This window comes from Lentibacillus sp. JNUCC-1 (assembly GCF_009741735.1).
Classification (GTDB): Bacteria; Bacillota; Bacilli; order Bacillales; family Amphibacillaceae; genus Lentibacillus_B.
In genome coordinates this window covers 242,627-266,224 of the sequence record NZ_WHOH01000001.1, presented here as the reverse complement: position 1 = coordinate 266,224, position 23,598 = coordinate 242,627, and the positions used below count along the sequence as shown (strand labels likewise).

The window sequence follows — 23,598 nt, the reverse complement described above, 5'->3', positions numbered from 1 at the left end:
TTGTATTATTCGCTTTTTTGAACGACAAGAACTTTCAAATAATTTCCTGCTGGATATTGCTTGTTTACCTTGAAATCGTCCGGCAGGGAAAATTCATTCAATACTTTGTATTCAGTTGATGTGTTTTCAAAAGCTTTATGGATAAAACTTCTAAACTTCTTCATATTGAATGTTGCATTATTGGTTGAGGCTACTATGATCCCGTTTTTTCTTGTTAAATGAATGGCTTCTGCCATCAATCCGGTATAATCTTTCGCGGCACTGAATGTCCGTTTTTTGGAGCGGGCAAAGCTAGGCGGATCCAGGATGACCATGTCAAATGTCAGGTTTTTTCGTTTGGCATATTTAAAGTAATCAAACACATCCATGACGACAATATCCTGGGCTTCAAAATCGAAGCCATTGACACTAAATTGCTCGATTGTTTTTGGTTTGCTCCGTTTAGCCAGATCGACGCTTGTTGTTTTGCTCGCATTCCCATGCAGAGCAGCAACTGAAAACGCTCCTGTGTAAGAGAATGTGTTCAGCACTTCTTTCCCTTCTGCGTATTGATCGCGTATTGCGCGCCGCACCTCTCGTTGGTCCAGAAACACACCAACCATTGCACCTTCATTTAAGTCTACCGCATAATTCATATTGTTTTCTTGCACAATTATAGGAAATTCTCCTCTTTCACCTTTTACAAAATCATCATCATCTATGTATTTACCCTTTTTGTCAAAACGTTTCTTTTCATAAATCCCTTTGTAATCCACAAGTTGTTCAAGAGCCTTGACAATAGCTTCTTTAAACATATAAATACCCTCGCTGTACCAATTGATCAAATAATATCCGGAAAAGTAGTCAATCGTTAAGCCCCCAATTCCATCTCCTTCTCCATTAAAGACCCGAAAAGCAGTTGTGGCAGGATTTTGATAAAAGGTGTTTCGATGACCGATCGCTCTTGCCAGCTTGTTTTTAAAAAAAGCAGCATCAATCGTGTCGTTCTGATTTTGCGTAAGCACCCAGCCTAGCCCCTTATTTTGATACCCTACATATCCTTTGGCAATAAATTCTTTTTTGTCGCTATGGAGGTGGATGATTGATCCTTCTTGAATATCGGTATTTGGGTTATTAAGAGCTTCTTTCTTAATAAGTGGGAAGCCATTTTTGTATTGTTGTACAAATGTGTGTTTTAAAGTGAGACGGTTTGTCATTTGCTTCTCATCCTTTTTTTGATCAGTATGTCTGTCATTATCGCATGTTGACGCACAAAAAACAAAAGTGCATCACCCAATGTAATTAAAGTGAAACCAATTTGAAAGATTACAGATGTTTAAAACGGATATAGAAATAGTACAGAAAGGATTCATGCGAGATATAAATGGGTATTTAATAAAATAAAGAGGTGAACGATCATGAAAGGAATTATATTAGCGGGCGGAAGCGGAACCAGGCTGTCTCCCAGCACAGATAGCATTAACAAACATTTACTAGCTGTGTATGATAAGCCAATGATTTACTATCCAATGTCCGTTCTGATGTTGGGTGGTATTAAAGACATTATGATCATCAGCACACCCGAAGATATTGGCAGATTTGAGGATCTGTTCGGAGATGGTTCAGAGTTGGGTCTTAATCTGGTTTATAAGGCTCAAAAAGAGCCCCGCGGCATCCCGGAAGCCTTTATAATGGCAGAAGACTTCATTGGTGATGATGATGTAACGCTGATTCTGGCTGATAACATTTTTTATGGGCAAGGTTTCACAACGCTATTACGAAACGCCATGAAAAAACACCGTCATGCGACGGTATTTGGTTATCGCGTAAAGGACCCTGAACGTTTTGGTGTGGTAGAGTTTGATGCCAATCAGCGTGTTGTCTCGCTTGAAGAAAAGCCAGAAAACCCGAAATCTGATTTTGCTGTTACAGGGTTATATATGTATGATTCTGACGCCCCAAGACTAGCCAAAAAGTTAAAACCCTCAGCTCGTGGGGAACTTGAGATTACTGATCTGAATAAAGAATATCTTAAACGCGGAAAACTTGACGTTGAATTGCTTGGTCGCGGATTTGCCTGGATGGATACAGGGACAAATGAATCCTTGTTCGAGGCTTCTGAATTCGTGAAAATCACACAGCAGCGCCAAGGATTCAAACTTGCTTGTCTTGAAGAGATCGCTTTTTATATGGGCTACATGTCCCGAGAGGCGCTTTATGAAAAAGGTAAAGCGATGGCCAAGAACGATTATGGCGCTTATTTATTGGACATTGCCAATCGTGAACATACACAACAATACTGGGATGGGCTGGATCACAATCCCATGCTGGAGGTCGTTGAATGAAAAAGCAGCCAACACTTCTCGTTACTGGAGGAGCAGGATTTATCGGTTCAAATTTTATCGTGAATTATATGAAACAACACCCTGATGTTCATATTCTTAACATTGATATACTCACATATGCCGGTGATCCATCTCATTTATCGTCAGTTGATGATCTTGAACGCTATCAATTCATTCAGGGAGATATCACCAATGAGAAATTAATTAACGTGATTTTCACAGAGTTTAATATCATCGGTGTCGTGCACTTTGCCGCTGAATCACATGTGGACCGTTCAATAAAAAACGCAACAGAATTTGTGCAGACAAATGTGGTGGGGACACTGACACTTCTTCAAGCTGCACGACAAGCGTGGGAGCAGGAAGGGACGCTCCAAACAAACCGATTCCACCATATTTCGACAGATGAAGTTTATGGCTCTATTGAAGGGGACGGTAAATTCAATGAAGAGAGCCCATATGATCCGCGCAATCCTTACAGTGCATCCAAAGCAGGGGCCAATATGATGGTGCAAAGCTTTGGTTATACGTACGGAATGAATGTCGTCATATCGGGATGCTCGAACAATTACGGACCGCGCCAACATGAAGAAAAGCTGATCCCAACCATTATTTCTAATGCCTTAAAAGGAGAGCGCATTCCGATATACGGGGACGGCAGACATGTGCGTGACTGGCTGCACGTAGAAGATCACTGCCAGGCGCTTGAGATGATTTTTCATCACGCTGAACCGATGTCAACTTACACGATCGGTGGCAACAATGAACGAACCAACATCGAAGTGGCTACCAAAATATGCGATGTGCTTGATCGGGAACGACCAGACTTATTAGAGACATATGAAATCAGCACATTTAAAGATCTCATCATGTACACCATTGACAGACAAGGCCATGACCGCCGTTATGCAATAGATGCTTCTAAGCTGCAGCATGAATTAGGATGGGAACCAAAAATCACTTTAGATCAGGGACTGGAGCAGACAGTAAAATGGTATATCGACAAATGGACAGCAAAAAAAGTGTAATGATCTCGGTGGTCGTGCCTGTGTACGGCTGCAATGCGTGTCTTGAAGAATTGACCAGCCGTCTTGCTTCCTCCGTACAACCCATATGCAAGGACTATGAAATCATTTTGATAAATGATGCAAGTCCTGATGGCGCCTGGAAGACGATCAAGACTTTGAACAAACAAAATAAACATATTAAAGGCATCAACCTTGCGCGTAACTTTGGACAGCATCATGCCATTACGGCAGGATTGGACGTGGCAGTGGGAGACTGGGTTGTAGTAATGGATTGTGACTTGCAGGATGCTCCCGAGGATATACCTGCTTTGTATGAAAAAGCACAAGAAGGATTTGATGTTGTACTTGGACAGCGTGAATCTCGCCAGGACTCATGGATGAAGCGTCTGTCCTCGCGTATGTTTTACAAGGTGTATGATTACTTCGCAGGTACGGCCTCAGATCATTCTATTGCAAATTTCTGCATTCTTTCTAAAGAAGTGGTTCATGGCTTTAGACAGATGCGGGAGCAGAACAGACTGTTTCCTATGTTTATACAATGGCTTGGATTTGAAACCGCTGCGATCCCTGTGCATCATCAACCACGGGAAAGTGGGAAATCTTCATATAATATCCGAAAGCGGATTGCACTCGCTGCAGACGCCATTATTGCTCAGTCTAACAAACCGCTTCGTTTATCTATTCAGATCGGATTTTTGATATCGTTTATCTCATTTCTATTTGGTGTCTATCTATTTGCCAGATATTTCTTTTTAGATGTGCCTGTAAAAGGCTGGACGAGTGTCATGGTTTCCATTTATTTCATAAGCGGGTTGATTTTTTCTAACTTCGGTGTGCTTGGTTTATACATGGGCAAAATTTTCAATGAAACAAAAGGACGGCCGATTTATCTTGTGCGCGAAGTGACAGATAATCGACCGCATCAGGAAGAAGAGGGGAGCTGATTGTATGACATTATTAAGGAAGACCCCGTGGGACAAACGAAATTTTAACATTGAAACATATGAACTATCCAATTCTTCTCCAGAAGCTTTACAGGAGACAGACGAGTTAGAAGGTCATTTTACATTAAAAATGGACCCTAAAGAGAAAAACAAAGACATTCTGGAGCATGGTTTTTATTATGTAGATACGTTGCTTGAGCCAGTTTGCAAAGAAGAACAACTGAATTTGTTTACGAATGAACGGGCACATTTGTCAGCATCTTACCCGGCAGATGAAATCGATGAGATCGCACGGAGTGTATTTGACTTTGGGCGGTTTCACCGTGATTTTAATATACCGGATACGCTTGCTGATCTTAGATATTTGAATTGGGTGCGTGATTTAAAAGAAGAAAATTTATTGTTTGGCTTGTATTGGGATGATGAATTGGCTGGTTTTTATGGGTATAAAGACAATCAGGTACTGCTGTTGGGCATAAAAGAAGCTTTTCGCGGTAAAGGACTTGCCAAATTATTTACAAGCCAAGCTTGTGATGCCCAATTCAAGTTGGGTCATAACCGGCTTAAAACATCAATATCAGCATCAAATGCGCCATCGCTTAACGTGTTTTACAGTCTGGGTTTTCGTTTGGCTGGAGCCGTCGATGTGTACCATAAATTAAACGGGCCAAGGCCTGAAGAGGGATAAGATGGGATATTTATATATATTAGGAACGATTTCTTTTACAGTCTATGGACAACTCATATTGAAGTGGAAGATTGATCAGTACGGGGCCTTGCCCGAAGCACTCTGGGATAAAGCTGTGTTTTTAATTCAACTTTTATTTAACCCATGGATTTTATCCGGTTTTGCTGCCGCGTTTATTGCGGCTCTATGCTGGATGGCTGCCATGACTAAGTTTGATATCAGCTATGCCTATCCATTTATGAGCCTATCCTTTGTCTTGGTTTTTATTATCTCGGCATTTTTATTTGCAGAACCAGTCACCTTGCAAAAGTCAATAGGCATGGCATTGATCGTGCTGGGAATTATTGTAATGAGATGATGTTTTAAAAAAGTATAATAGAGGTGTGGCATATGATTCCTTTTAATAAGCCCAGTGTGTTGGGCTCAGAAGAAGCAGCAGTGAAAGAAGTTTTCTTTAACGGAAAGTTATCAGGCAATGGACCGTTCACTAAGAAGAGTACAGGTTGGCTTGAAGAAAATCTACCTTGTGGACGTGCATTGCTCACACCATCATGCACCGCCGCACTTGAGATGAGCGCGATCTTAACCAATGTGGGCCCCGGGGATGAAGTCATTATGCCCTCATATACATTTGTTTCGACAGCGAATGCCTTCGTTTTACGCGGAGCAATGATTCGCTTTGTTGATGTGGATCCAGAAACGATGAATATCTCTCCGGTTGATATTGAAGCAGCTGTTACTGGACAGACCAAAGCGATCGTCGTGGTGCATTATGCAGGGGTTGCCTGTGATATGGATGTCATTATGGATATTGCCAATCGACACAATTTGTGGGTGATTGAAGATGCCGCGCAAGCATTAATGAGTACATATAAAGGAAAAGCCCTTGGAACGATTGGCCACTTAGGCACATTCAGCTTTCATGAAACCAAAAACATTACATGTGGTGAAGGCGGCGCACTCATTATTAACGATCCAGCCCTAATCGAACGGGCAGAAATTATTCAGGAAAAAGGAACCAATCGTAAGCAATTTGTCAAAGGCATGGTTGATAAGTATACCTGGCGCGATATCGGTTCTTCTTATATTCCCAGCGAACTGAACGCCGCTTATCTGTTTGAACAACTTCAACATGCAGATTTGATTACGTGTGATCGCCTAAAAACATGGCAGATGTATTATGAAGGCCTATTAACCTTAGATAAAACCGGGCGGGCAGAATTGCCGCATCTTCCAGAAGGGTGTATGCATAATGCACACATGTTTTATTTGAAGACACCCGAGCGTGACGCTTTAATGAGCTATTTGCAAACCCATGAGATCATGGCAGTTACACACTATGTACCGCTCCATACATCTGTGGCAGGTAAGCAATTCGGCACATTTGTCGGAGAAGATATTTTTACGACGCAGGAGAGTGAGAAGTTGCTCAGACTGCCTTTGTATTTTGGCATGAAGAAAGAGGCTGTTGACCATGTCATCGAACGTGTATGCACATTTTTTGAAGTATAAATATATATGGATTGCTTCTGCAGTATTGTTTGTTTATCTGCTGCCTTATTATGTGCTTGGAGAAGACACGCATATTCGGGTCCATGATAATTTGGATTCGAATATTGTCTGGTACAAGTTGCTTGTGGAAAGCGGCTTGATTTTCGCAGAACCAGGCGCTACACTCCCCAATGTAATTAATGGTCTCCCCAGAAGTGCTCTTGCCTCGGGTTTTGATGCGATGGTCTGGTTGTATAAATGGTTTGAACCGATGACAGCTTATGCCATCGGACAGACCATTATGCGAATAGGCGCTTTATATGGGATGTATATGCTTTTATCAAGACATGTTTTTAAAAAAGAGCAGCTCCCAGGCTGGCTCATACCTGGAATAGCCGTTTTATTTGCGATGCTTCCGTTTTGGCCATCCGGTATGTTGTCAATTGCCGGTCTTCCACTTGCATTCCATCTGTTTTTGACGATTCGCGAAAAAGGGAAGACCGCACCTTGGTACATTTGGGTTATGGTGGGCGTTTTACCGTTTTTCTCGAACTTCATATTAACTTTTGTATTTTTCCTCGGTGTTATGGGCCTTCTATGGCTATATGATTGGATTCAAAATAGACAAAGCAACTGGGTCCTATTTTCAAGCATTGCAGGTATGACCTTGGTCTATCTTGCGAAAAATTATCTACTGATTTATTCAATGTTTTTGTCAAGCGGGTTTACGTCTCACCGTGACGAAAACAGCCTTGGTCATAACAGCTTTTCAGAGACAATTGATTTGTTCGTCCATAATTTTATCAATGGGCATACCCACGATTTGGCTGTTCAGACAAAGATTATTATCCCTGCTGCATTACTGGGATTATTCATAGCTTTGTTTAAAAAGTTCACACCGAAGCGTTTGCTGCTCTTTTTGCTTGCTAATGGCGCTTTGTCTTTATGGTACGCATTTTGGTATTTTGAGGGTTGGCGTGTGTTGAAGGATCGAGTAATGATACTGAATACGTTCAATTTCAGTCGGATACACTTTTTCGATCCAATGATTTGGTATCTGATTTTTGCTATGGTGCTATACATACTATGGCGCCAAGTGAAATTCGGAGGGATCATGGCATTTGTCTTGCTCATCGCACAAGGCACACTTGTATTTTCACTGAATGAAGAAGCTAAATACAGCGAGATCGGGACCCCAACATTTTCTGAATTTTATTCTGTAGAGATGTTTGATCACATCAAGGATTATATTGGGAAAGAACCTTCGTCTTATCAAGTGGCGAGTATCGGTATGCACCCGACCATCGCTCAGTATAATGGCATGTATACAGTTGATACGTACAATAACAGTTATCCACTGGAGTATAAACATGCCTTTAGAGAAATTATTGCCCCGGAATTGAAGAAAGACAGTAATCTTGAAAGCTACTTCGATACATGGGGCGGCAGATTATATATGTATAGTTCTGAACTTGGAAAACACTACATGTTTGAAAAAGACAGCGATCAGACCATTGAGGAACTGGACATTGATTTGAATGCATTTCGTGAGCTCGGCGGTGACTATATTTTATCTTCAGTCTCAATTGAAAACTGGGAATCGCTTGGGCTTGAATTCGAGAAATCGTTTACTACGAAAGACAGTCCTTGGAAGATTTATCTTTACAATGTGCCTGACCCTTCTTAAGGGTACTACTCAATTGCGTCTCCTTCTGATACGATTAACATGAAGAGGGGGACCAGAATGTATTGGTACGTGCTGCTTATTTTTGTAGTGATCTTTTATGCCGGGAATTTGTTGGTTGGGCGTGATATTAATGCTCTTCCGCCGTTTACAATAGCATTTTCCCGGCTTGTGATTGCGTTTATTGTTCTGTTGCCGCTCGGGTGGCACCAGCTGAGACGTTTACGACCGGTTTATCGTACATATAAAAAGCCATTTTTTCTCATGGCTTTGACTGGTGTCGCTTTGTTTAATACATTGATCTATGCTGCCCTTCAGTTTACAACTTCCACAAATGCAGCTGTTTTAGAATCATCTGTCCCAGTGGTCACTGTTATTGCCAGCGCCTTTTTAATTAAAGAGCGGTTGAACATACTACAATGGCTCGGCGTTTTATTGTCCCTGTTTGGAGCTATATGGGTTGTATTAGATGGCAATTTGTCAGATGTGGCATCCCTTTCCTGGAATGTGGGGGATGCATTAATGATTGGTGCCTTGCTCTGCTGGTCAGCCTATTCTATTTTGATCAAAAAATATATGCATTTATTCCCTGCGTATGGCGCGCTTCTTGCGATGACTGGTGTCGCTGTCTTGTTATTGCTGCCTTTTGTTGTGTTCGAGTGGCTTTTGACAGGAATACCGGTAATCTGGACGCCTGGCCATATGGTAGGACTTGTTTACCTCGGCGTCTTCCCTTCCGTTATTGCTCTTATTTTTTATAATAAAGCTGTATCCCATCTGGGGGCTTCACGTGCCTCGATTTTTCTGAATTTCTTGCCGGTGGTGACGATGATTGGGGCTTATTTATGGCTTGGTGAAGAAATCACGTTAATGCATGTTACCGGCACAATATGCGTTATAGGTGGTGTAATACTCACCACCCGTCAAAGAGAAAAAAACAGTAATCCGGTCGACGGTTGAGTTATCAGTTAATTGACATCATATTAAAAACCAATTAAAATTATACTGATTTTCTTCAAAAACATCATAGAAGGGGACATCCTCCATGACAACCATGAGTAAAGAAGACATCGTAAAAAGTGTCCCGCAGAAAGGCTTTTTTGGGCAGCCAAAAGGTTTGTTCACATTATTCTTTACCGAATTTTGGGAGCGCTTTTCATATTATGGCATGCGGGCATTGTTATTATATTTTATGTATACAGAGGTTACTGCAGGCGGACTCGGAATTGACGATGCTACGGCGAAATCGATTATGGCCATTTACGGCTCACTCGTTTATATGTCTGGAATCATCGGCGGATGGATTGCCGACCGCTTGCTTGGTGCACAGCGAACGGTTTTCCATGGCGGAGTTCTAATCATGTTGGGGCATATTATTTTGGCACTACCAGCAGGAAAAACCGCGTTGTTTATATCGATGTTACTGATTGTTATCGGTACTGGATTATTGAAGCCAAACGTTTCAAATATTGTTGGGGATATGTACAGTCCAAAAGACAACCGACGTGATGCGGGTTTCAGTATTTTTTATATGGGGATTAATATGGGTGCTTTTATTGCCCCATTTGTAGTTGGCACACTCGGACAGGAATATAATTTCCATTTAGGATTCGGCACAGCTGCAGTCGGGATGTTCCTTGGTCTCGTCATGTTTGTTTTGACAAAAAAGAAATCTCTCGGTCTCGCAGGTACCTATGTGCCCAATCCGTTAAAAGATGATGAGAAGAAAAAGGTTTACGGGCGATTTGGTATTGGGGCGGCTGTAATTCTAATTCTTGGACTTGTGACGATTCCAACTGGGATTTTAACGATCAATCGTTTCACCTATCTTGTCAGTATTTTGGGTATCATTATCCCTGCACTTTATTTTATCGTAATGTATAGAAGTCCTAAAACGAATTCAGATGAAAAGTCACGCTTAATTGCCTATATTCCATTATTTGTTGCTGCTATGATGTTTTGGGCGATCGCTGAGCAAGGATCGATTATATTAGCGGAATATGCCGATAAGCGAACTGAGCTGAGTGCATTTGGATTGGAATTGCATTCATCGTGGTTTCAGTCATTGAATCCGTTATTTATTATTGCACTTTCACCATTATTCGCTGGATTATGGGTGAAGATGGGGGACCGTCAGCCGTCGACATCACACAAGTTTTCCTATGGGCTTGTTTTCGCGGGTTTGTCATTTATCGTCATGATCATTCCGGCGCTGGCTGGTGGTGTGGATACGTTGGTTAGCCCGATCTGGTTGGTTCTGAGTTTCTTTTTAGTCGTTCTTGGTGAGCTATGTTTATCACCTGTTGGTTTGTCAGCTACAACCAAACTCGCTCCAGCTGCTTTCTCAGCTCAGACTATGAGCTTGTGGTTCATGTCCAATGCATCTGCACAAGCGATCAACGCGCAGATTGTAAAACTGTATAAGCCAGAAACGGAAGTCTTGTATTTTGGTGTCATCGGCGGTATCTCCATTCTATTAGGTTTACTGCTTTACGTATCATCACCAAAAATCCAATCCTTTATGAAAGGCGTTAGATAGTTTAAATGCAGTATACTCTCGTGTAGATTGCAGATTAATCAGTTGAGAATATAAGTAAACTGTGAACTAACTTATGACTGCCTCATGCAGCCGCTCGGGGGAAACACTGCGCTTTCCGCGGGCGCTGCTGAGCCTCCTCGGTCTGACGACCTCCGGGGTCTCATCGAGGCTTTGCATCCCGCAGGAGTCTCCGTGTTTCCCCCGAGCTGAGTGAAAAGTGTCGACCTTACTTCTCGCTTTCGTGGGTAGAGCCATTGAAAGTGTGAATCAGCATATAGGGATTGAAAAACATTAACGGAAATAAATCTCATAGTAAGCCAAGATTATGACTAATAAGGAACCCCACCTGTCAGTGGGCGGCCCAAGAAGTGTTCACGTTCATACCTGATTTCTTAAGTAGAACCGTCCAAGTCACTGAAAGAACATAAAGTGATTGGAGCGGAGGGAAGTCGACTCCTGCGGGAACAGCACGAGTCTGAAGACCCCACAGCGAGCGGTTTTTGCGAGCGAGGAGGCTGAGGCCGTGCCCGCGGCTAGAAGACACTGTGAAAGTGGGTTTCTTGAACAGATGTCGCACTTGAGCTGTGATAAAGTTAAAGCGACTTCCCGCAGCGGAAATCACGACGCTCTAACAAACATATATGGTTCAATTTGGATATATCGGAAATTTTGCATGCGATATCGGAAATTCTGAGGGTTATATCGGAATTTTTGAAGAGTATATCGACGTTTTCAACTCATATATCGGAAAATCACATGAAATTGCCATATAAGTCGTAACTTAAAACTTCCCCGAGAACTTTTATGTAGGTTTATCAAGTTTTCTCTGGTTCGCAGTTTGTGTCGATTGTGTATTTAAGGGTGTGGGTGTGATGGTGGTTTTAGAAAAGATTTACTATGAATAATGGAGAAGGAGCTGTTGTGGGGACAGCTCCTTTTTTGTGTTAATATTTTGGCTCTACAATATATGTTGGGGTTTTAAAAAATTCCAAATGAAAAAACACGCAAACTCCTATTTTTGTTACACTTTGTTTAGACCAAACAAACCAAAAAAGGAGCTGCGTGCAATTGAATAATAACATACACTTACCAGGATTTGAAGCGTTTGTGATTACTAACTCCCTTCAATTTGAAGATTGCGTTCATATTCATGTGGAGCTTGAAATCCAGCCCCATCGCTGTCCTGTGTGCCACAGGTGGACAAATAAAGTTCATGACTATGGTAAGCAAAAAGTTAAGCATACCAAGATGTTTACAAGACACACTTACATTTTTTATCGTAAGCGTCGGTATAAATGCGAACACTCTGATTGCCCTAAAAAGGGCTTCCCTGAAGATAACCCTCTCGTTGAGCGTTATCAACGACAATCAGTTGAGTTTAAACAAGCAATGGGTCTTGAGGTGATTCATGGAAAGAATTTTGCAGATGTCGCTGCACGAATGGGGACGTCTCCTACAACCGTGATGAGACGTTTTGACGCCATTGGATCCAGCATGCTTGACGAAACAAAGGAACTACCTTCCACTATTGCGATTGATGAGTATAAAGGAGATGCTGGTGGAGAAAAGTATCAAACCATTATTGCAGATCCAGTCGACAGAAGAACACTTGATATTTTACCCGACCGTAAAAAGGATACGCTCAAGGCTTATTTACATCACCATGGACAGAAGGTTAATAAAGTCGTAATGGATATGAGTCAATCGTTTAAAGCAGCTGTAGACCAGGCGTTAGGCGGGCCCATTGTAATAGCTGATAGGTTTCATTTTTGCCGCTATATCCATTGGGCACTGGAACGGGTAAGAATAAAGGTTCAAAAGGAATTTATAGATTATGACAGGAAAAAGTGTAAACGTATGAAACATGCCTTCCACAAAAAGCCGGAGGATTTAACTTCTAAACAACGTTGGTATTTGGATTATTACTTAAGTCAATCAGATTACTTAAGAGAAGCATACCAGTTAAAAGAAGCTTATCGGCATTGGTTTGAGGAAGCGAAAGCTTTAGGGGCTGATCACCTAAAGGTGATCAAAGACCGCTTATATGAATTTTATGATCTGGTCAGGTCTTCCGGAGTTGTGGAGTTCCAAAAAGCAATTGAAACCCTGCAAAACTGGCAAAAGGAAATCATGAATAGTTTTGCCTTTGATCTTAACAACGGCTATATTGAAGGTCTAAACAATCAGACCAAAGTTATTAAGCGTAACGCTTTTGGGTTTCAACGTTTCGATCGCTTCCGTATGAGAATTTTATTACATCATCAATACAAGCGTATTAATACTCGAGTGGCATAAATAGGAGTGGGCATTTAAGTGCCCACCCCAACATTTGACTTAGAACCAATATTTTATTCTTTTTCACTTTTTTTGGCGTCGCGGTGGAATTGTTTTTGGAATATGAGTACGATCGCCATGATGGCAATGGCCATGACAACTGTGAATAAATAGATGGGGGTGTAGGCGCTTTGTGCAGCTGTATCAAAAGCATCTTGGACGGCCGCTTGAATAGCAGGGTCGGAAATATTGTCGATGGTGTTTTGTAATTTGCCATATCCGTCCGTCGGATCGATCTGATTCGTCGTCTCGGAAGAAACATCATCAGGGTTTAGACCGTGATCACGTAATTTTTCTGGGATAAGACTGTCCATCTTGTTAAAACCATGCTGAATAAAAGCACCAAACAAAGCCGGAGAAAGGGTGAGTCCTATTTGTCTTGCCACACTTAGGGTTCCGAGTGCCGATCCTTTTTGTGAACCAGCAGCGTTGGACGTAAGCATTGTCAGCGGCGCACCGAGCACAAAGCCAAAACCAGCGCCCGCGATAACAGAGAATAGGATAAAGGCAAGCTTGCCAGCTGTGAAAAATGCGAGTCCTCCAAACCCGAAAATATAAATAACGCCTGCTAAAACGAGTGTTTTAACCGGCCCCATCTTATCAACAAAATAACCTCCGCCACCAGCTCCAACACCGGAAGCGAGCGCCAAAGGTGTCATCCAGTAACCTGATTTGGCAGCTGAAATCCCAAGAACTTGTTGGGCGAAGGATGGTATAAAAATAATAGCCCCTATAAAGGTTCCTGATAATAAAGCCATTACCATGGTCATAGCGTATGTCGGCTTAGTGAGCAAACTGTAGGGTAGGATGGCATCAACAGAATGAGTTTCCTGACGCTTTTCCACAAAGAGAAAACCGGCAAATATGATCGTTCCGAGCACTAGGAGCGCCAACATCAGCCATTCTAATGAGGAGCCTTTGCCTTGGGCGGCACCTAGGTTAATTGCAAACATCACACTTAAAATGGATAATGACAGTAAGGTTATGCCAAGATAATCGATCTTGGACATAACCGCTTCTTTCGTTTCTTTTAACGTCTTCATACCAAAAACAACTAGCGCAGCCCCAATCGGCACATTGATTAGAAATAACCAATGCCAGCTCCCTGTTACATCTATTAAAAAGCTGCCAATGTTCGGACCAATTACAGAGGCAATACCATTCATGCCACCTAATAAACCGAGCATACTGCCTTGTCGTACTTTTGAAAAGGTACTGATGACATGGGCACTTGCAATAATAAAAAGCCCACCACCCCCAAATGATTGTAATAAACGTGCCGCAAGAAAAAACGTAAAATTCGGACTGAGTGCAACGCCTAGAGATCCTATCGTAAATATAGTTATTTCAATGAGAAATAACTTTTTTCTGCCGTAACGGTCAGCTAATTTTCCTACGATTGGGGTGGTCACCGCAAGCCCCAATGTATAAATTGTGATGCCCCACGAGCCAAGAACTGGCGAGACTTCGAAAGAGGCGTTAATTGTTGTTAATGCTGCGCTGATAATACCGTTATCTAGAGCAGCCATAAAAACACCAAGTAGTAAAACAATAAATGCCAGATTAATCTTCGTCTGTTTTTGTGATGCAACCATATTTTCATCTCCTCACTTGCATAGGGCAGACAACATCATATTCTTGCAGGAACAATTAGACCTGACAAAGATGTCATCGTCTTTGTAAGATATCAGAATTCATCTTGCGCGTCTATTTTTAAAGAGGAAGGATAGATTGATTTTCATTAAATATGGCTGTAATATAGAGATAATAGGGTTTCGAGAGCGTAATATGCGGAAACAGTTCTGTAGGAGAACACCGCCTTGCCAAATGCGGGGGCGCGGGTTTCCGCTCTAGTAAAAAAGACTGTAATGTCTTGGCCTCCCTAAGATCATTAGCAATATCGTGTAGTGATGATCTTTGCCACGAAGCTTTAGTGCTTACGACTTGAGAGGATAGGAGTAGCAGCTGAGCGAGGCCCAGGAAAAGACACTTGTGCATATTACAAGTGTCTTTTCTGTCAAGCACAGATAGATGGGGTGAAGACAACATGCACATTGTGATTCTTTCTGATACACATATGCCCAAAGCAGCTCAAAAGCTTCCGAAGCAACTCATTGAGGCATTAAAAAGTGCAGATCACATTATACATGCTGGAGATTGGTCAACGATGGATGTATATGAAACATTGAAGAATTATGCTCCTGTCACAGGTGTGTACGGAAATAATGACAATGACGATATTCGTGCAGTATTTTCTGATAGAGCAGTTGTTGAGTTTTCTGGCTTTCCAAAGATTGGCGTTGTTCATGGACACGGTACAGGTAAAACAACCGAAAAAAGAGCAGCAGAAGCTTTTCTTAATGAGGAGACACCGCCAGATATCATTGTTTTTGGGCACTCCCATATACCATTCCTGCGTTATATGAAAAAACAACTGATGGTCAATCCTGGATCGCCGACAGATAAACGCACCCAGCCTTATTATTCATTCGCCGTGTTAAAAATGGGAGAAACGGTTGATATTAAGCATGTCTTCTTTAAATAGACCCTTACCTAAAAGAAAATTGCTTTTGCAGTAAACTCCTAATCGATAATAGACACAAACTCCGAACTAATGAAAACTTGAATGACTGCTTCTGGCAATCGCTCGGGGAAAACACTCCGCGTCCAGTGGGCGCTGATGAGCCTCCTCGCGCTCCGCGCTGTGGGGTCTCATCTAGGCTTTTGCTCCCACAGGAGGTCTCCGTGTTTTCCCCGAGCTTGGTAAGGAGTGTTTATCTTTCTTTTGCTTTTGTGAGCAAACAGCTCAAGCACTGATTAACATAGAGTGATTGGAGCGGAGGGAAGTCGACTCCTGCGGGAACAGCACGAGTCCGAAGACCCCACAGTGAGCGGGCTTTGCGAGCGAGGAGGCTGAGGCCGTGCCCGCGGAAAGCGACTTCCCGGAGCGCAAATCACGGTGCTCTTATATACATTGATGGGTTTTGACCTACTATGCTTTTTAGTTCGCAGTTTACTTATACTGTGTTTTGATCAGTAGCAGCAATATCTAATAAAACTTTTATAAAGTGAAAAGTATGATGTCTGGAAAGAAGGTTCAACTAGATGAAACAAAGTTGGAATATATACAGTGGTGACCTTAAGCGAACGGTCGCGAATTGGGTCGCTTTGATCATTATCGGGGGGCTGGTTTTTCTCCCGTCGCTGTACGCCTGGTTTAACATTAAGGCCTCATGGGACCCTTATGGCAACACAGATCAGATTCCCGTTGGCATTGTGAATGAAGATCAAGGCGCAACAGTTCAGGATCGTGATATTAATGCAGGTGACGAACTGGTTCAAACGCTTAAAAAAAATGATTCTCTAAATTGGCATTTTGATAATCGAAAGACAGCAATGGACAAAGTTGAATACGGAGATTATTTTGCAGTTATTATTGTTCCTGAAGATTTTTCAGAAAAACTGTCAACGGTTGTAGGTGGCACACCGGAAAAATCTACAATGGAATACTATGTTAACGATAAACTGAACGCCATCGCTCCTAAAATTACGGATAAAGGTGCAGGGGCCATTGTTGACAAATTGAGCAGTCAGTTCATTGCAACTGTGAATGGTGTCATTTTTGATATGTTTAACGAGTTGGGAGTTGAGATTGAGGATAAACTCCCAGATATAAAAAACTTTGAAGACTATGTATTTACAATGGAGGAAGAACTTCCTCAAATTTATGAGTTGATCGAAGAAGGCTTGGATGAAGCAGGGTCAGCTCAAGGAATTATTCATGATGTTCAGAATCGTATTCCTGAAGCGAAACAAGCAAGTGGGAAAGGCCTGCAAACCATTAACAACACAACTGCTATGTTAAACAAAGCAGAAGAAAAGCTTGATCAACTGGCTCCGAAAATTGAAAGTGACCTGGAGAAAGCTCAAACCACCGCAAAAGATGTCAATGACTTCCTTTCCGACTTAAATGGTTTGGATATTGATTATAGCAAACAGGAAGAATTAAAAAAACAAATTGATCAGCGGGTTACAGAAGCGATTGCACAATTGGATGAAGTTGAACAAGCCTTGGACAGACTAGGCGAATTAAATGATCAGCAAAATAGCGTGGGCTCTGGCGAAGAAGGAGATGAATCAGGGGAGACTGATAGGCAGCCTGAAAGTACGCCATCACAGGAGGAGATTCAGGCTATTTTGGATCGGGCAGCGGCAGACGTAGCGACATTGAAAGAAGCCTTGCAGGAAATTCAAAACAACACACGCAGTTTGGATGAATTCGTAACCAAAAAACGTGATGAAGTTGATGAGGTTTTAGCCAATCTCCAGGAACTTTCAGCTAAAACGGAGAACCGAATCGGGAAGTTTCTAAAGGCATACAAGAACGACATTCAACCAGCTGTAAAAGAGAATATTCGCTCAGCCAAATCAACTCTTATAACAGGACGAGATATCTTACAGGATATTCAAAAGACGATACCCCAAGTGGAGTCGGTATTGGGAAATGCAGACAGTACCCTTGCAGATGGTGAAGACATGCTGCAAAAGGTCAAGAAAGAATATCCATATATCAATACCAAAATTAACGAATTGGCTGATCGAATCAGAGAAGTTCAAGGGCAAACAGATGTGAATGAGATTATTAGTTTGTTGCAAAACGACCCTGAAGCAGAAAGCAGTTTTTTTGAAGAGCCTGTTCAATTAAATAAAAATGAGCTCTTTCCAATTGCCAACTACGGCTCTGGCATGACACCATTCTATACAGTGCTTGCCATTTGGGTAGGTGGGCTTTTACTCATTTCTTTACTCGCAACAGATGTTCATGATCCATCGCTTTATACGGTAAAAGAGCGGTATTTTGGTAAACTGTTCACCTTTCTAACCATTGGTGCTCTTCAGACAATCATTGTAACCTCAGGGGATCTTTGGCTGTTAAATGTTGATGTGGTACATCCTGCCTGGTTTATATTATTTGGATTGTTCATCAGTATCATATTCATCAGTATCATTTATACGGTTGTCACGATTTTAGGAGATGTCGGTAAAGCCGCGGTCATCATCATGCTTGTCTTACAAATAGCTGGTGCAGGAGGGACGTATCCGGTGGTTCTATTGCCGGAATTCTTCCAAGTCATCAGTCCGTTCCTGCCATTTACGTATGCAATCGATCTGATGCGTGAAGCGCTTGGGGGAATCGTGTGGGACCGCGCGTTGCGTGATATTGCAGCCCTATCCTTATTCGGCTCAGTATTTATTGTTGTTGGGACATGGTTGAAAAAACCCATTAACAAACATACTGACAAACTTGCATCTAAATCCAAAGAATCCGGCATGTTTCACTAGCATTTGAACAGATGCCATAGTCTAAAATGAAAGCCAGAAGCGGCCCCTGCTTAGGAGCCTCCTTCTGGCTTTTTATTTGCTTATGTTTCTCGGGGATGATCAAGGCGCTTCCGCTTTTGCTCGTTATCGTCGTTCAAATAACTTACAAATTTCTACGATCACATTGGTCGCTTTTTCCATATTATCAACGGAAATGTACTCAAATTTCCCATGATAATTCTCACCGCCGGTAAAAATATTCGGGGTTGGCAAACCTTTGTATGACAGCTGTGAACCATCCGTCCCCCCACGAACGGGTTTGATCAATGGTTCAATTCCGAGATTTGTCATTGCTTCGCTTGCAACATCGACAATCTCCATAACTGGTTCAATTTTTTCTTTCATATTGTAATATTGATCGTTCATTTCGAGTGTCGCACTACCGGGACCATACGTATCATTGATCTGTTCAACATAACGACTGATGGTGTTTTTTCGGGCTTCAAAATTGTTTTTATCAAAATCCCTGATGATATAATTTACAACGGTATTTTCAACATTACCGTTAACATCAATTAAATGATAGAAACCCTCATATTTTTCCGTATGCTCAGGTGCTTCCTGTGAAGGGAATTTACAAATAAATTCCGCAGCCATCTTGCCCGCATTCACCATTTTATTCTTGGCTGTTCCAGGATGAACGCTGTTGCCTGTGAACGTTACTTTGGCAGCGGCAGCATTGAAACTTTCGTATTGCAATTCACCGAGAGGGCCTCCATCAATTGTATAGGCGAAATCTGCATTAAAACGCTCGACATCAAATTTATGCGGCCCACGGCCAATTTCTTCATCCGGCGTGAAAGCCACACGAATATCACCATGTTTGATGTCAGGATTTTGTTTCAAATAGGCCATGGCGGTCATGATTTCAGCAATGCCCGCTTTATTGTCGGCACCAAGGAGAGTGCTCCCATCCGTTGTTATCAGTGTATGGCCTTTGTAGCTGGCTAATTCAGGGAATTCTTCAGGTGAAAGCACAACACCAAGCTCTTTATTTAACTCGATCGCTTTCCCGTCGTAATCGCTGACAATCTGTGGATTCACATCTTTGCCAGTGAAGTCTGTTGCGGTGTCTACATGTGCCAGAAAGCCGATTGTCGGTACGCTTTTATCGGTATTTGTTGGCAAAGTTGCCATAACGTAAGCATTGTCGTCAATGGTGACGTCTTTCATACCAATTGTTTTTAACTCTTCCACCAACAGTTCGGCAAGATTCCACTGACCTGGGGTGGAGGGGGTGGTTTGGCTGTCTCCATCAGACTGTGTGTCAATTCTGGCATATGTATCCAGTCGTTTAATCAAATCCTGTTTCATTATGTCATTCCTTTCTGTACTTAACATATGTTAAGTATACACGGAAGGCGAGCGGTTTTGCAGTAAATGAGCATAAGATCGTTTGCTGAAACATGTAAACTGAAGTAATATACATACAAAGTTGGAAAGCAGTGGTGAGAAGGGGAGAACTGTTATGTCTAAGGTTATAATGACTGAGAATGGGTTAAAGCTCAGATTATTTCAAACATCTGATGCAGCTGATGTCGCCCACATGTGTAACAATTATAATATTTATAGGAACACGTTACACTTGCCATACCCTTATTCAGAGGAAGATGCAATAGCATGGATTAAGCCTCAACTTGAACATTTTAAAAACGGCAGAGCTTATGAATTTGCAATTACGGATCAGGATTCTGGCAAAATATACGGAGCAATCGGCGTATCTCATAATCAGCAAGCTCAAAATGGTGAAGTCGGATACTGGATCGGGGAAGAATACTGGGGGAATGGCTATGCAACAGGGGCTTTGAGGGCAATTATGCAATTCGCTTTTGAAGAGAAACACTATCATAAGGTATATGCAAGGTGCTTTGGTTCAAATCCGGCTTCAGGCCGTGTTTTGAAAAAAGCAGGCATGCATAGGGAAGGTATATTGATCGACCATGTGACAAAGGACGAACGATATGAAGATCTTATTTACTATGGACTGCTAAGAGACCAATATGAGGACTTAAGTGAATCCCCATAAATCTTTGACAGTATAACTATTTCATCTTATACTGAAAATAGAAATAGGCACCGAGCAGTTCCAGCTGCCCGGTGCCGGCAACTACAAACCGCATAAAGAGCGGTCGACCAGATTTTGATGTGAGCAAAAGAAGTAAACGCCAACCTGGGTGGGGCGGTTACTTCTTTTTGTTTAGAAAGACGACAACAGCGATTATAAGTGTGAGTAATGCAATCAGCGAAATGCTGAATTGCGCCACGAGACTTAATGCTTCGAATGCCGTCATTCCAACCACCTCCCTTCTGAAAGGAAGATGGCCAACCGCCCACTATACTTATGTAGTTGCTATTATAAGATTATCATATATGAATTAAACTGCATAGCAGAAACCGAATATGCGTTCCTGTTCTATTTTATTCCTGTTAATGGCTGTAATCTAAAATGGTTCAGTGCTTCATTAACATCCTGTACATTTTGAACTACCCGCCACTTATCCACCTTACGGTCTGATTGAAGTGGGGGATTCTTGGGAATAAAGCATACTTGACTATGATGGCATACACCATAGTCAGAGGTTTCTCTTATTGACCAAGCTATCCCCGCAGTCCCTGCGGTTCTTACTGCATTTTAAGCTGACGCTTGTATGCGTAAGCCTTCAGCTAATATGTTTTTGCTGGCATTGATATCCCGGTCGTGGGGGATCAGGCAAACAGGACAAGACCAGTTTCTGGTTTCAAGCGATTTCCTGCCGTCTTGATGGCCGCATTCGGAACATATCTGGCTGGATGGGAACCATCTGTCCACTTTTACGATTGTTTTGCCGTACCAGTCAGCTTTGTATTGTAATTTCGTAACAAAGCGAGACCAGGAGACATCAGAGACAGCTTTTGCCAGCTTGTGATTACGTAACATGCCTTTTATGTTTAAGTCTTCGATACAGATGATATCGTGGTTGGGGCCAACAGGATGTTGGTCATGCAGGCGTTGCCACAGGACGTGGCGTTCTTAGCCTGTCTCCTTGTTATCGTACTTAACTTATTAAGAAAATCCTCACGCTGATTCATGACTTTTTCATGCAAACGCGCCACTTTCCTTTTTTGTTTTTGATAATTTTTAGCTTCAAAGAGATTGATACCGTTCTTTTTAGCGTTTAATGCGCGTCTTGCCAGTTTTTTCTGTTCCCGTTTTAATTTCTTTTCCATTTTTGCTGTGAACTTATTATTATCGATTTTCTGGCCATCAGAAAGGATGGCAAAGGCTTCGATACCTAAATCTATACCAATAGAAGTATGCGTTTTCGGTCGTTCGCTGACTTCTGTTTCCGCTAAAATTGAAACAAAATACTTGCCGCTCGCGTTTCTTCTTATGGTGACGTTTATGATACGTCCACGAACGTCACGACTTTTGGCAAATCTAACCAATCCCAGTTTAGGAAGTTTAATCTTATTGCCGACAACCGCAATATTACCGTTCGTGTATTTCGTTTTATAAGACTGGACATTGTTCTTTTTAGATTTAAACCGCGGTGCTTTAGTTTGTTTCTTAAAGAATCTCGAAAAAGCATCAGCAAGATTTTTAAGCGATGATTGAAGAGCAATACTGTCCACTTCTTTTAACCACTCGTATTCATTTTTTAAAAAGGGCAATCCGGAAGAACAGGCGTGATAGGTCAAGCCCTTGCCTGTTTCTTGGTAGGTATCATTCCATTCAGCGAGGAAACGATTGAAGACAAAACGGCTACAACCAAATGTTTTGTTGATCAGTTCTGTTTGCTTTTTAGTGGGATGGATACGAAAATTATAGGCTTTATGGACGGACATGGCTAGTCACCCTCCTCGAACGAGAACCTATGTTCTATTATATCATAGTGATCGTAATTATGCAACGTTTTGCGGGGGAAACAAACGCCTGGTTGGTGCCTATCCTCCAACTGCTATTTATCTCATTGATATAGATTTTTGAGCAGTCGGACAATTGAGGTAGCAAAACTACACCTTGTCCGAAGGCGATTCATCTCCCACTTACCACTGGGCTTTGCCCTTCACGCGCTTGAAGAAGGCGTTTTCTCGCCTAATTTTGATAAATCTTTTGTTCAAGGCAAAATTGAATGACCAAATCCCCAGTATTGTTACCTGACAAGGCATAGCCTGCAGCCTCAAGCAGTTCCTCAGCTTCTGCCTGATCCAGCTCTAGTGCCAAAGCAAGTGCAATTACAGTGTTTTTCTTAGGATGATAATCAACATTTGAACGGATCTTGGAAAAATGTCTGTGATCAATGCCTGCCCGCTGATAAATGGCAGAGTCGGATTCGCCTTTTTCATCGATATATTGAAACAGCACCTGCTGAAAGTTGGTTTTTGATGTTTTTGAATGTAATTGTTCAGGTCAATAGAAAGTGTATTTTCAGATACAGTCCCAGCTTGTACTTCCTTCTCTAGAGCTGGGTATTTTTGATGTTGCCGGACATAATCGATGAGGGATGCAACTGTTTCTGATCTGAGCATTCAATCCACTCCTTTAATGTCGCTTTGAAGGCGACCATTCTGTTTAAGACTTACGTTATGATTATAACAGAATAACAGGAAAGGATGATTCATATGACTGGAAATGTAACTGAAATTATCTTCCTGCTCGATAGAAGCGGTTCGATGGCAGGCTTGGAAGATGATACGATTGGAGGGTTCAATGCATTTGTGGAGAAGCAGCGCAGTCTTTCTGGTGAAACAAGACTTACGACGATTCTCTTTGATGATCGGTATGAAATGATTCATGACGGGGTTCATGCAAACAAAGCATCCTTAACTCATGAGACGTATTATGTGAGAGGCATGACCGCATTACTTGATGCTGTGGGAAGAACCATCAATACTGTAAAAGCTCGGTGTCAGGAAGAGGATCAGAATGTTATTTTTGTGATCACGACAGATGGTATGGAAAATGCCAGTCAGGAATTTTCACAGCGTCAGATAAAAGAAATGATTACATGCCAGCAAGCAAAACACGGATGGGAATTCATTTTCATGGGAGCAAATATTGATTCGGTTCAAGAAGCGGATAATATTGGGATTAGAAAAGATCGTGCCAGAACATTTGAGGCATCTCATGCGGGCGTTCAAAGTATGTATGAAGAACTTCATGAAGACATCGTCGATTACCGGCAAGGCAAAATTTAATGCTCT

The 23,598-nt window shown here is 42.0% G+C and carries 19 protein-coding genes and 1 pseudogene; 14 read left to right on the top strand and 6 right to left on the bottom strand.

Annotation, left to right across the window (positions count from 1 at the left end; genetic code table 11):
• Positions 1–5: 5 nt before the first annotated feature.
• Complete coding sequence (locus tag JNUCC1_RS01315) at positions 6–1,196, bottom strand: class I SAM-dependent rRNA methyltransferase (RefSeq protein ID WP_156643661.1); 1,191 nt, start codon at positions 1,194–1,196, stop codon at positions 6–8.
• Positions 1,197–1,397: 201 nt separating this feature from the next.
• On the opposite strand from JNUCC1_RS01315, the gene rfbA reads away from it, so the two are divergent.
• From rfbA to JNUCC1_RS01265, 10 genes are all read left to right on the top strand, one after another.
• Positions 1,398–2,324 (top strand): glucose-1-phosphate thymidylyltransferase RfbA, encoded by a 927-nt coding sequence (gene rfbA, locus JNUCC1_RS01310; RefSeq protein WP_156643660.1) that lies wholly within the window; start codon positions 1,398–1,400, stop codon positions 2,322–2,324.
• Positions 2,321–3,352: a dTDP-glucose 4,6-dehydratase gene (rfbB, locus tag JNUCC1_RS01305; protein ID WP_156643659.1), complete on the top strand. Its 1,032-nt coding sequence runs from the start codon at positions 2,321–2,323 to the stop codon at positions 3,350–3,352. Before rfbA ends, rfbB begins: the two co-directional genes overlap by 4 nt.
• A complete protein-coding gene (locus tag JNUCC1_RS01300; RefSeq protein ID WP_156643658.1) occupies positions 3,316–4,296 on the top strand; it encodes a glycosyltransferase family 2 protein in 981 nt (326 codons plus the stop codon). Before rfbB ends, JNUCC1_RS01300 begins: the two co-directional genes overlap by 37 nt.
• Positions 4,297–4,300: 4 nt before the next feature.
• Positions 4,301–4,984 (top strand): GNAT family N-acetyltransferase, encoded by a 684-nt coding sequence (locus JNUCC1_RS01295; RefSeq protein ID WP_156643657.1) that lies wholly within the window; start codon positions 4,301–4,303, stop codon positions 4,982–4,984.
• A gap of 1 nt (position 4,985) precedes the next feature.
• Complete coding sequence (locus JNUCC1_RS01290) at positions 4,986–5,342, top strand: EamA family transporter (protein ID WP_156643656.1); 357 nt, start codon at positions 4,986–4,988, stop codon at positions 5,340–5,342.
• A 32-nt stretch (positions 5,343–5,374) separates the two neighbouring features.
• Complete coding sequence (gene rffA / locus JNUCC1_RS01285; RefSeq protein WP_156643655.1) at positions 5,375–6,496, top strand: dTDP-4-amino-4,6-dideoxygalactose transaminase; 1,122 nt, start codon at positions 5,375–5,377, stop codon at positions 6,494–6,496.
• The gene (locus JNUCC1_RS01280; RefSeq protein ID WP_156643654.1) at positions 6,459–8,162 is read left to right on the top strand and encodes a DUF6044 family protein; all 1,704 of its coding nucleotides are present in this window, start codon (positions 6,459–6,461) and stop codon (positions 8,160–8,162) included. Before rffA ends, JNUCC1_RS01280 begins: the two co-directional genes overlap by 38 nt.
• 57 nt (positions 8,163–8,219) lie before the next feature.
• Entirely contained in the window at positions 8,220–9,119 is a 900-nt protein-coding gene (locus JNUCC1_RS01275) for a DMT family transporter (protein WP_156643653.1), read from the top strand.
• Positions 9,120–9,204: 85 nt separating this feature from the next.
• Complete coding sequence (locus JNUCC1_RS01270) at positions 9,205–10,698, top strand: peptide MFS transporter (RefSeq protein WP_156643652.1); 1,494 nt, start codon at positions 9,205–9,207, stop codon at positions 10,696–10,698.
• Positions 10,699–11,766: 1,068 nt separating this feature from the next.
• Positions 11,767–12,993, top strand: a complete 1,227-nt coding sequence (locus JNUCC1_RS01265; RefSeq protein WP_156643651.1) for an ISL3 family transposase — start codon at positions 11,767–11,769, stop codon at positions 12,991–12,993.
• Between the two features lie 53 nt (positions 12,994–13,046).
• On the opposite strand, the gene JNUCC1_RS01260 is transcribed toward JNUCC1_RS01265, so the two are convergent.
• Positions 13,047–14,627 carry an MFS transporter gene (locus JNUCC1_RS01260; protein ID WP_156643650.1) on the bottom strand — a complete coding sequence of 527 codons (1,581 nt, stop codon included), beginning with the start codon at positions 14,625–14,627 and terminating at the stop codon, positions 13,047–13,049.
• Between the two features lie 452 nt (positions 14,628–15,079).
• On the opposite strand from JNUCC1_RS01260, the gene JNUCC1_RS01255 reads away from it, so the two are divergent.
• A complete protein-coding gene (locus JNUCC1_RS01255) occupies positions 15,080–15,577 on the top strand; it encodes a metallophosphoesterase family protein (RefSeq protein WP_156643649.1) in 498 nt (165 codons plus the stop codon).
• 560 nt (positions 15,578–16,137) lie between these two features.
• Positions 16,138–18,375, top strand: a complete 2,238-nt coding sequence (locus JNUCC1_RS01250) for a YhgE/Pip domain-containing protein (RefSeq protein WP_156643648.1) — start codon at positions 16,138–16,140, stop codon at positions 18,373–18,375.
• A 123-nt stretch (positions 18,376–18,498) separates the two neighbouring features.
• On the opposite strand, the gene pepT is transcribed toward JNUCC1_RS01250, so the two are convergent.
• Positions 18,499–19,728, bottom strand: a complete 1,230-nt coding sequence (gene pepT / locus JNUCC1_RS01245) for a peptidase T (protein ID WP_156643647.1) — start codon at positions 19,726–19,728, stop codon at positions 18,499–18,501.
• A gap of 154 nt (positions 19,729–19,882) precedes the next feature.
• Between pepT and JNUCC1_RS01240 the strand changes: the two genes are divergently transcribed.
• Positions 19,883–20,440 carry a GNAT family N-acetyltransferase gene (locus JNUCC1_RS01240; RefSeq protein WP_156643646.1) on the top strand — a complete coding sequence of 186 codons (558 nt, stop codon included), beginning with the start codon at positions 19,883–19,885 and terminating at the stop codon, positions 20,438–20,440.
• Positions 20,441–20,597: 157 nt separating this feature from the next.
• Here the strand turns inward: JNUCC1_RS01240 and JNUCC1_RS18400 are convergent, their stop codons facing one another.
• The 3 genes and pseudogenes from JNUCC1_RS18400 to JNUCC1_RS01230 form a co-directional block, all read right to left on the bottom strand.
• Positions 20,598–20,705 (bottom strand): putative holin-like toxin, encoded by a 108-nt coding sequence (locus tag JNUCC1_RS18400; RefSeq protein WP_231746934.1) that lies wholly within the window; start codon positions 20,703–20,705, stop codon positions 20,598–20,600.
• 341 nt (positions 20,706–21,046) lie between these two features.
• Positions 21,047–22,239, bottom strand: a pseudogene (gene tnpB, locus JNUCC1_RS01235) (IS200/IS605 family element RNA-guided endonuclease TnpB).
• Positions 22,240–22,489: 250 nt separating this feature from the next.
• The gene (locus JNUCC1_RS01230) at positions 22,490–22,759 is read right to left on the bottom strand and encodes a hypothetical protein (protein ID WP_156643645.1); all 270 of its coding nucleotides are present in this window, start codon (positions 22,757–22,759) and stop codon (positions 22,490–22,492) included.
• A 257-nt stretch (positions 22,760–23,016) separates the two neighbouring features.
• Between JNUCC1_RS01230 and JNUCC1_RS01225 the strand changes: the two genes are divergently transcribed.
• A complete protein-coding gene (locus tag JNUCC1_RS01225; protein WP_156643644.1) occupies positions 23,017–23,592 on the top strand; it encodes a vWA domain-containing protein in 576 nt (191 codons plus the stop codon).
• The last annotated feature ends 6 nt before the right edge of the window (positions 23,593–23,598 follow it).